Origin of the sequence: Gemmatimonas sp., from assembly GCF_044344655.1 — a bacterium.
In the GTDB taxonomy this organism is placed as follows: domain Bacteria; phylum Gemmatimonadota; class Gemmatimonadetes; order Gemmatimonadales; family Gemmatimonadaceae; genus Gemmatimonas.
The window spans coordinates 37,860-47,582 of the sequence record NZ_JBIJCN010000024.1; the positions used below are offsets into that span (position 1 = coordinate 37,860).

The 9,723-nt window shown below is 66.2% G+C and carries 9 protein-coding genes; 2 read left to right on the forward strand and 7 right to left on the reverse strand.

Annotated elements, in window-relative coordinates; genetic code table 11:
- The first annotated feature begins 3 nt into the window (after positions 1–3).
- Entirely contained in the window at positions 4–1,233 is a 1,230-nt protein-coding gene (locus ACIQ51_RS08220; RefSeq protein WP_396204553.1) for an FAD-dependent oxidoreductase, read from the forward strand.
- Here ACIQ51_RS08220 and argH read toward each other — a convergent pair.
- From argH to ACIQ51_RS08255, 7 genes are all read right to left on the reverse strand, one after another.
- Positions 1,209–2,660, reverse strand: coding sequence for an argininosuccinate lyase (gene argH, locus ACIQ51_RS08225; RefSeq protein WP_396204554.1), 1,452 nt, complete (start codon positions 2,658–2,660; stop codon positions 1,209–1,211). The two genes, ACIQ51_RS08220 and argH, sit on opposite strands and share 25 nt — an antisense overlap.
- 106 nt (positions 2,661–2,766) lie before the next feature.
- Complete coding sequence (locus tag ACIQ51_RS08230; RefSeq protein ID WP_396204555.1) at positions 2,767–3,750, reverse strand: alkaline phosphatase family protein; 984 nt, start codon at positions 3,748–3,750, stop codon at positions 2,767–2,769.
- An 88-nt stretch (positions 3,751–3,838) separates the two neighbouring features.
- On the reverse strand, positions 3,839–4,453 hold the full coding sequence (locus tag ACIQ51_RS08235) for a GNAT family N-acetyltransferase (protein ID WP_396204556.1): 615 nt from the start codon (positions 4,451–4,453) through the stop codon (positions 3,839–3,841).
- Between the two features lie 33 nt (positions 4,454–4,486).
- Positions 4,487–5,389 carry a 3-methyladenine DNA glycosylase gene (locus ACIQ51_RS08240; protein WP_396204557.1) on the reverse strand — a complete coding sequence of 301 codons (903 nt, stop codon included), beginning with the start codon at positions 5,387–5,389 and terminating at the stop codon, positions 4,487–4,489.
- Between the two features lie 48 nt (positions 5,390–5,437).
- Positions 5,438–6,889: an RluA family pseudouridine synthase gene (locus tag ACIQ51_RS08245; RefSeq protein ID WP_396204558.1), complete on the reverse strand. Its 1,452-nt coding sequence runs from the start codon at positions 6,887–6,889 to the stop codon at positions 5,438–5,440.
- 12 nt (positions 6,890–6,901) lie between these two features.
- A complete protein-coding gene (locus ACIQ51_RS08250; protein ID WP_396204559.1) occupies positions 6,902–7,990 on the reverse strand; it encodes an FG-GAP repeat domain-containing protein in 1,089 nt (362 codons plus the stop codon).
- A 68-nt stretch (positions 7,991–8,058) separates the two neighbouring features.
- Positions 8,059–8,511 (reverse strand): TerB family tellurite resistance protein, encoded by a 453-nt coding sequence (locus ACIQ51_RS08255; RefSeq protein WP_396204560.1) that lies wholly within the window; start codon positions 8,509–8,511, stop codon positions 8,059–8,061.
- Between the two features lie 191 nt (positions 8,512–8,702).
- Between ACIQ51_RS08255 and ACIQ51_RS08260 the strand changes: the two genes are divergently transcribed.
- A partial coding sequence (locus ACIQ51_RS08260) for a sulfatase-like hydrolase/transferase (protein ID WP_396204561.1) occupies positions 8,703–9,723 on the forward strand: 1,021 nt, incomplete at its 3' end.

The window sequence follows — 9,723 nt, forward strand, 5'->3', positions numbered from 1 at the left end:
TCCATGCCTCGCCGCACCTTCCTGCATGCCGCGAGTGCACCGATCGGTCTCGCCGCCATGCAGCGGCTGGGGCTCACCGCCAGCACACCGCGTAGCCCTGCGGTACACGTGGGGATGCGCTCCTCGATCGTCGTGATCGGCGCCGGCGCGTTCGGCGGGTGGACCGCCCTGCACCTGCGCGAGATGGGACACGATGTGACCCTCGTCGATGCCTACGGCCCTGGCAACTCGCGGGCCACATCGGGCGACGAAACGCGTCAGATCCGCTGCGGCTACGGTGACCGGTTGCTCTACGCCCGCTCGGCACTGCGTGCGATGACGGCGTGGCGCGAGCGCGAGCGGCAGTTTGGCGTGTCGCTCCTCAACCCCACCGGGCGATTGCAGCTTGCTCCAAACTGGACGCCCTCATTGCGTGCCACGCAGGCCACGCTCACCACACTCGGCGTACCATTCGAAGCGATGACCGACGGGGACCTGCGGAAGCGCTATCCGCAGATGAACCCCGATGGCATGGGCGTAGGCCTGCTCGAACCGGGGGCAATGGTGATCCGCGCCAAGCAGGCCATGATCGGAGTGGGTCAAGCGTTCACGCGCGCCGGCGGCACGGTACGCATCGCACGCGTCCATCCCGGATCTGTGCAAGGTGGCAAGCTCGTAGACCTGCAGACCGACGACGGCGAGCGTATCGCCGCCGACGCCTTCGTGTTCGCGTGCGGCCCCTGGCTCCCCAAGCTCTTCCCCGCGCTGCTCGCCCCGCGCATTCAGGTGCCGGGACGCGACGTGCTCTACTTCGGATTGCCCGCGGGAGATCATCGCCTCGCCTTCCCGAACTTTCCCAACTTCTCCGAAGAGCGCTACTACGGCTTCGCCAGCATCGACGGCCGTGGCTTCAAGGTGTGCCCCACCACCGGCACCACGAGCTTCGACCCCGACGTGGACGAGCGCATCATCAGCGCCACCGAAGTACGCCGCGCCCGGGCGTTCCTTGCGCAACGCTTCCCATCGCTCGCGAATCAGCCCATCACCGAGTCGCGGGTGTGCCAACTGGAAAACACCGCCGACGAGCACTTCATCATCGACCACCACCCGGAAATGAGCAACGTGCTCATTGCCGGTGGCGGTTCAGGGCATGGTTTCAAACATGGGCCGGTGATCGGCAACTACATCGCCAAGCGCGCCCTCGGTGAGCAGACCGACGGCGACTTCGATCACATGGTGCGGTTGGCGCGCTGACCCTCGAGCCACAGGCGCAGCTCGGTGAGCTGCGCCTGGACTGCGTCGGGACGGGTGGACTGCGGGGTCCGCTTCGCGCGCACCGACGACTGCGCGGTTACCACGCGCATCACATCGGCGCCGAATTGCGGATGGAAGCTGCGCCACTCGGCGGCGGAGAGATCTTCGAACGTCCGCTGCTGGCGCAGCAGGTCCCGCACCATGCCGCCCACCGCTTCGTGGGCGGTGCGGAACGGCACGCCCTTCGACACGAGATAGTCGGCGACGTCCGTGGCGAGAAGGAATCCCGAGGCGGCACGCTCAGTGCGCGCCCGATCGAGCGTGAGCGTACGCACCACGGTGGCGGCGGCACCAGCAGATCCCATGACCGTGTCCTCCGCGTCGAACAATGATTCCTTGTCTTCCTGCAAATCCTTGTTGTACCCGCTGGGCAACCCCTTCATGGTGGTGAGGAGCGCCGTGAGGTGGCCAATGGTGCGCCCCGTCTTTCCCCGCACGAGTTCCATGGGATCGGGGTTCTTCTTCTGCGGCATCAGGCTGCTGCCGGTGGCGACCGCGTCCGACAGCCCGAAGAATCCGAACTCTTCGCCCGTGAACAGCACCACATCTTCAGCGAGACGGCTCAGATGCACCATGGCGAGTGACGACGCGTGCAGGAAGCTGCTCGCGTAGTCACGATCCGACGTAGCATCGATGCTGTTGGCCACCACACGGGAGAAGCCGAGCCGCTGCGCGAGGAAGTGCACATCCACGGCGTAGTTGGTCCCGGCAATGGCGCCCGATCCCAGCGGCAGCGCATCGGCCTCGGCGCGCACGGCATCGAGGCGCTGCACATCACGGCGCAGCGCCTGGGCGTGCGCCAGCCAATAGTGGGACACGAGAATCGGCTGCGCCCGACGCACGTGCGTGTACGACGGCATCACCGCATCACCAGCGGCCGCCGCCTGACCCACCAGTGCATCGATGACCGCCAGTAACGAGCGCTGCACCTCGGGGATACGACGGCGCACATACAAGCGCAGATCCACGCCTACCTGATCGTTACGCGAGCGCCCGGTGTGCAACCGGCGGCCAGGCTCGCCGATGCGTTCGATGAGGACGCGCTCCACAAACGAGTGTACGTCTTCATCGCTGCCGGTCAGGAACGCCGGATCAGTACGACCGCGCTCGAGAATGGCTGTGAGTCCGTCCCGAATGGCCGTTGATTCCGCGGTATTCAATACGCCCGCACGCGTGAGCGCCTCCGCCCAGGCGAGGCTCCCGGTCACATCGTCCTCAAACATGCGCCGATCGAACGAGAACGAGGAACCCCACGCCAGCAGCGCCTTGTCGGGGGCCGTGTCGAATCGGCCCGACCAGAGTGGCGTGGTAGCGGGTTGCGCATCAATCCGGCCACCTGGCGCAGTAAGCGCGATGCAGGTGACCAAAGTGGCAATCGCTGTGCGGTACGTAGTCAACATGGGGCGTATGGGTCTGGGCAGGCGCAACGACTGGCGAGATGAATGATGAACAGCAAGGTGCGTACGCGCCGGCTTACCGGCGGGATTTCAGGAACGATACGCCTTCCATTTCACGCGCCACGGCCGACGGCGGCGCAATCCGAAGGTGCTGCAGAATCGACGGGGCGATATCCACGATCGCCGACTGGCCTGTGGTGAAGCGCGGCGTGAGTGCGGGCTGATTGGTGACGATCCACGTGGTGCGTTCGCGTGTCGACTGAAGGCCGTGCCCCTTGCCGGTGCGCGGGTCGCGACCATGATCGGTGGTGACCACGATCATCCACTCTTCGCCCAGCGCCTGGCGCTGTTTCACCGCGTTCCAGATGCGCCCTACCATCTGATCGGCTTGACGAATGGCAGCATGGAACGCCTCACTGTCACCATGCGCGTGTCCGGCGTCGTCGGTGTGCTGCAGGTATACCCAGCTGAGATCTGGGCCACGCGCGGCGATGTGCTTTGCGGCCTCGCCCGATACCCGCTCGTCAATCGCGAGGATGTAGCGCGACGCCTTGTCGTGCGGGTAAGCAACGGTGTCGTGCTCGAACCCATCGACGGCATGATCGAGCCGGAAGGTCCCCGCGCCGGGACGCCCCTCCCCGATCAGCACCGTACGGTTGTCGAGCCACGTGGAGAAGATCGCGGTCCTGCGCGTGGAGTCGGCGGTCTCGACGATACGGAAGAGGTTCCAGTAGTCGTAATTGGGCGACTGGTTGCTGTTGCCGCGCACGTTGTGCTTGTCGGCCCACGTGCCGGTGATAAGGCTCATGTAGCCCGGCGCGGATACAGTGGGCGTCTCGGTGCGCCCCCTAAGTTCGCCACCCACGTGTGCGCGCGCGTGACCGCCGGCGGCGGCAATCTCGTCGAGCACCGGCGTGTTGACCTGTTCGATCACATCGGCGGGGATGCCGTCGAGGAGGATGAATACCGCCTTTCGCGCGCGCTCACTGCTGCGCACACCTGATACTCGGCAGCCGGACAACAGCAGCGCCGTGCAGATGAACAGGGCAATCGATCGCATAGGATCGGATATGGCGACAGTAAAGGGTCGGGGGCTCCGCACCGGCGGCGTGCCCGGTCGTGATCGTACAGTCGTCCAGACGTGCGGATCACCCGCCAATGAGTGGCGCATGTGCCGCTACGTCCCGCGGCAGTTCACCCACCAAACGCGGGTCGAGGGCCACCTCCACAGCACGACGGATAGGCGTGAATCCCGAACGCACGTAAAACGCCACGGCATTGGGATGATCGAGCGTACAGGTGTGCACATGGAAGCGCTGGATTGGCCGGCTCCACGCGCGGACGATGGCCTGATCCATGAGCCATCGCCCGACACCCTGCCCCACCTGCTCTTTCACGAGACCGAGGAACGCAAGCTCGCAGCCCTCTCCCTCGCGAAAGTCGAGTTCCAGCAGCCCAATGTCTCGGCCATCAAGACACACCACATACGCTTCGACTTGTGGATCGCCAATGATCGCGCGCAGGGCGCTATCGTCCATGCGCAGACGGGAGAACCAGAGCCACTCCGAACCCACGGCACGGTACACCGCCTGGTACCGCGTGTAGTCGGCGGCGCCGAGTCGCTCGAGCGTGTGCCGGGCCGGATGATCGCGCTGACCGTTCGGCGCAGGCGGCGCGGTCATCTCGAGGTACGTCACGACGCTCGCCACGTGTCCTTGGGGCACGGGTGAGTATCCGGGCGGCAGCGAAGGAAGGCTCGACATGACGGGAAAGTACACTCGGAAACGACCCGTCGGTCAACTCGACGCGATGGCCAGTGCGACCACGTCGATGAGCGACGCCCGCAATTGGTCAGCACGTACCGCGAGCGCGCGCTGGCGCCGCTGATATTCGTCCCGCCCGGCCGGCGTTTCGATCGGTACCGGCGTCACGCCGAACGCTCGCAGATCGTACGGCCCCGCCTCCATATCGAGGTCACGAAGCGCCATGGCCAGCGCGAAGCACTCCGCCAGCAGGTCGCTCCCTACCCACGGCATACTGCTGTACGCCCAGCGATAGAGATCCATGTTGGCGTGAATGCACCCCGGCTGCTCCGCATCGTAGCGCGTGGCCCACGCCAGCGGCAGACGATTCATCGGCTTCGCCGCCGGGGCAAAGAAGCGGAACGCGTCGAAGTGGCTGCATGCCACCGGGCGGCTCTCCACCAGCGCGTCGATCTCCGCCTGGGGCAATCGCAGCGGCGCCACCCCCGCGTGCCGTACGTCGTGCCCGCCGTACACCATGGCCCACTCGTGCATGCCGTGGCAGCCGAAGTGCGCGGTGCGCTCGCGCGTGGCCCGCAGAATCTGCAGCACCTCACCCAGCAACTCCCGCTTCGACGCCGTCAGCGCGCCGACATCACGCCGGATCACTCCGCTCTCCACACGATACACGGGCGCACGAAACCGCTCGCGGGCTTCCGTGCTGGCAGCGATCCCCTCGTGCGGGGCTGGATGCCACGTTTCGAGCTTGCCCGCTGAATAGCTGTAGTACTGGAAGAGGAAATCGTGCACCGGGTGCGACTCCCCACGCGCACGCCGCTCACGACGCGGCTGGGTGTACGGTCGTACCCGCTCGAGGTGCGCGGAAGCGCGCGCCTGCCACTCGGCCGTGCTCAGCACGATCGAAGCACTTCGGGCGGACGCGATGGGCTCGGGCATCCTCAAAACTATCGGCGCCACCGGCTCGGCAGACAGCCTGTCCGCGTCTCAGAACGGGGCCGGTTGCTCCACCACGACCGGCGCCCCCGTTACCGGGTGCCTGAACGCCAGTCGCTCCGCGTGCAGTAGCAAACGCGCGTCATCGTCGGGCGGCGTTCTGCCATACAGTCGGTCGCCCACGATGGGCGCATCGAGCCCCTCCGGATGGGCGGCGTGCACCCGCAGCTGGTGCGACCGGCCGGTGTGCGGCGTGAAGCGCACCCGCGTGCGTGGCTGTCCCTGCACCATCTCACGCGACAGCACCTGCCACTCGGTATGCGCCGGCTTGCCATGCACCGGGTCGTGAATGTTGCGGGGCCGGTCGTCGATGTCGGGGCGCAGCGGCAGCGTGATGTGCCCGTGCTCACCCGTCACGTGCCCGTCGAGCAGTGCCACGTAGTGCTTGTCGATTTCGCGCAGGGAGAAGAGCCGCTGCAGCGCCTTCGCCACCTCGAGCTCCTTGGCCACCAGCAACAGCCCCGAGGTATCCATGTCGAGGCGATGCACCACCAGCGGGCCGGTGGCATCAGGGTACCGTGCACGCAGTCGCGATACCGCACAGTCCTGCAGCGAGGCGCTGCGCCCCGGCACCGTCAGGAGCCCGCTCGGCTTGCTCACCACCAGCAGATGCTCGTCTTCGTACACCGCCGCCGGCTCGTGTGCGGGAATGGCCGCGGCGCCAAACAGTGGCGGCGGATCGGCGGGCAGCCCTTCCAGCATGTGCGTGAGAATGGGGAGGCATTTGCCGCGACAGGCCGCATAGAACACGCCCGCACGCTTGTCACCGGTGGCCGACGGCGCGCCCCACCAGAACTCCGCGAGCGCCAGCGGGGTGAACCCCAGCCGGTACGCCGCTGCAAGCAGCTTAGGCGCGGCGCAGTCACCCGCGCCCGCGGGCGGCTCGGCCGGCGCGAAGATCTCGCGCAGTGCGCGCACCTCACCCCGCGCGTTCGCGAAGTGGTAGCACTCCTGGATCTGCGCCATGAGCATGCGTGAACGCGCCGTGCGCGTGTCGTCGAGTGTGCGCATGGCTGCCGTGATGCGCCCCGCCTCGGCACTCGTGCTGTCCTGCGGCATGCTCGCGAGCAGGTCGGAACGCTGTGCGGCATACGCCAGCATCTCGGTTTCGCCCGGAATCCACACCACATCACGCGCAGCCCGATCGTAGGTGGGCGGCGCCCACCCCTCGATCTCCCACTGGGCATCGATCATCCCGGAGAAGCCGCGCAGGTAGCCGAGTGTGCCATCGGGCGCAGCAACCACGAGCACGCCGAACATCTTGCCGTTCCCCGGGTCGTCCAGCCGCCATGCCAGTGCGTACGGCGACGCCAGCTGCTCCATGAGCGCCGCCGCAGCGCGCTCCGCGAGCGGGTGCACCGCCTTGCGATCGAACGGCGTGGGGAAGCGCGAGGGACGCTCGGCAGGGGTGGGGGCGGGCTCGAACGGCGAGAGCATCGGCATGGGCGAACCTGCTCACCGCCCTCCGAAGTACAGCACGTTCGGCGCGTCCGACCGTGCTACGACGATGTCCAGCAGCCCATCGTTGTCGAGATCGGCCACGGCAAAACCATACGCGATCCCCCGAGCATCGCCGAACGGCACGGCGCTGAACTGTCCCGGACCGTCGTTGAAGAACACGATCGGACGCGCGTTGGTGTAGCCCACGATCACGTCGGGGCGCCCGTTGCGATCCACATCGTGGACCGTGATGGCATAGGGGCGGGCATTGAGTGGACCGAGTGGTGCAGGGGCGGCAAACCGCCCGCCACGTTCGCCGCGCATGAGGAGCGCGCTGGCCCGTTCGTCGATCGCCACGAGATCGGTGAGGCCGTCGCCATCGAAGTCGGCGGCATGCGCCGCGCGTAGGCTCCCCGTCGGCGGGCCAAACAGCACCCGCGTTTCGAAGCGGCCGCGCCCATCGTTCACCAGTACGAGGCTCTGCCCACCATCCCGGTGTGGCACCAGCAGATCCAGTGCGCGGTCGCCGTTCACATCGGCCAGCGTGATGGTGGTGGCAGAGCCCTGAGAGACCACCTGGCATGGTTCGACCACGCGCCCACCGCCGGCACCGAGGCACAGATAGCTCTCCGTCGTACCGCGACCATTGCGGTTGGCAAGCACGAGATCCGGGATGGCATCGCCATTGACGTCACCCACGGCCACGTGCCGCGTATTCCAGTCCGGGCTCCCGAATGTGGTAACCCGCGTAAAGCGCCCGCGCCCGTCATTGCGATAGATGGTCTTGGCGTCTGGGGAATCGTTGCTGACCACGACGTCGAGCGCACCGTCGCCATCAAGATCCACCAGAATACCGGAATACGAGCGATCTGCGACCGTATCGATGGGATAGGGTGGCAAGAATGTACCGGCGCCGGTGCCCAGAAGCACGAGATTGCGGAGCGGCCAGTGCCGCCCCTTTACGAGCAGAATGTCGAGGTGACCATCGCGATTCACGTCGCCCACGCTGGCACTGGCCGACGTGTAGCCTGAGTCTTCGAGCGTGAGGACGCGGTCGAATCGGCGTGCGCCGGACACCGTGGACTGCGCGTGAGCGTGCGACACGCCCGCCACTGCGACGGCAACCAGAAGTGCGACAACGTTCCGGACCGTACCCCTCAACACAGATCCGATCATCCGTCGAGCTTCTTCCGAGCCTCGGAGAGAAACGCCGGCTCGAGCTGCAGCAGGTTCGCGAGCTTTCTGATCAGGTAACTCTCGCGCTCGGCCATCACACCGTCGGTGAGCACCACTTGCCACATCAGCTCAGCCAGCACCAGTCGCTGTGCCAGGTCGTACTCCTTCACCACTTGTCGCGTGAAGACGAAGTCGTCGACCGCGTCACGGGCAGCACTCGCCGCCACGCCCATGAGCGCCTCGGCCCCTGCGGCATCCACCCCGAAGTGGCGCTGCAGAATGTCGAGAATGCGCTCCCGCTCGGCGGCGCTGAACTCCCCATCGGCGTGCGCGAGTTCGAGCAGGAGAGCGCAGGCCGCCACGCGCACATCGTGCGTGTAGACCGGTGTGTGCTCAGGGACAGACCCCTGAACACTGTCGCGAACAAGCCGGCGGAGTGCGTCGAGCATGAGGTGGACCAAGAGGAAGTGTTCGGACCGCGCACAGTGGTGGCTACCGAGATGATGGCCTCCCGTACGTAAGCTGAGTGCGAGGAGCGCGACGGGCAAGCGACCGCAAGAGACCTCCACACGCATTACCTTGTCGCATTGAATCCATCGCAAAGCGCTGCCGTACCTCCCACCGGTACTCGTGACGTCGCATGTCCAAGCCTTTGGTTGCTGCCCTTGCTCTGCTGGCGCTGTTGACCCCGTGGCGCCACCCCATCGCACAGCGTGCCCCGCAAGACGTGGAGCGACGTGCGGCACGTCAGGCACTACCGAACATCATTCTGTTCGTGGTGGATGATCTGGGGTGGCAGGACACGCAGGTACCACTCACCGGCGTGCCCAATGCGCTGAACCAGCGCTACCGCACCCCCAATGCACTGGCGCTCGCCGCGGGCGGGATGACCTTCACCGACTTCTATGCGGCGTCCCCGGTGTGTTCGCCGACGCGGGTTACGCTCATCACGGGACAATCGCCAGCCCGAACGCGTGTGACCAACTGGACCCAACACGAAAATGAGGAGACATCCGAACCCTTTCCGCAGCTTCTGCCTCCAGATTGGAATCGCAACGGAGTGAGCCCAAGCCCCATGGCGCACGCGTTCACCGGGCCGCTGCTGCCAGGCCTTCTTCGTGAGGCGGGCTATCGCACGATTCACGTCGGTAAGGCCCATTGGGGGGCGACAGGGACGCGCGGCGAGGATCCCATGGCCCTCGGGTTCGACGTGAATATTGGTGGAACCAGTGCAGGACAGCCGGGCTCCTATCTCGGAACGCGAAACTACAGTTCGGGTACCGCGCAGGGGGCCTTCCGCGATGTTCCTGGCTTGGCGAAGTATCACGGTACCAACACCTTCCTGACGGAAGCACTCACGCTCGAGGCGAATCGCGCAATTGACGAGGCGGTGGCGCTGCAGCGGCCGTTCTTTCTGCACGTCGCGCACTTTGCGGTACACACCCCCATTGAGCCCGACGCACGATTCCTGCAGCGGTATCTCGACGCCGGACTGCCGCTGGTGGAGGCTCGCTATGCGTCTCTCATCGAAGGCATGGACAAGAGCCTCGGCGATGTCCTCGCCAACGTAGAGCGACATGGGCTCACACGAAACACCCTCGTGATCTTTCTCTCCGACAACGGCGGACTGTCCGCGCATACCCGGGCGGCGCCGCTGCACT

Coding starts and splice junctions, on each gene's coding strand:
- ACIQ51_RS08220 (WP_396204553.1), top strand. CDS start 4: ATGCCTCGCCGCACCTTCCTGCATGCCGCGAGTGCACCGATCGGTCTC.
- ACIQ51_RS08230 (WP_396204555.1), bottom strand. CDS start 3,750: ATGCGATCGATTGCCCTGTTCATCTGCACGGCGCTGCTGTTGTCCGGC.
- ACIQ51_RS08235 (WP_396204556.1), bottom strand. CDS start 4,453: ATGTCGAGCCTTCCTTCGCTGCCGCCCGGATACTCACCCGTGCCCCAA.
- ACIQ51_RS08240 (WP_396204557.1), bottom strand. CDS start 5,389: ATGCCCGAGCCCATCGCGTCCGCCCGAAGTGCTTCGATCGTGCTGAGC.
- ACIQ51_RS08245 (WP_396204558.1), bottom strand. CDS start 6,889: ATGCCGATGCTCTCGCCGTTCGAGCCCGCCCCCACCCCTGCCGAGCGT.
- ACIQ51_RS08255 (WP_396204560.1), bottom strand. CDS start 8,511: ATGCTCGACGCACTCCGCCGGCTTGTTCGCGACAGTGTTCAGGGGTCT.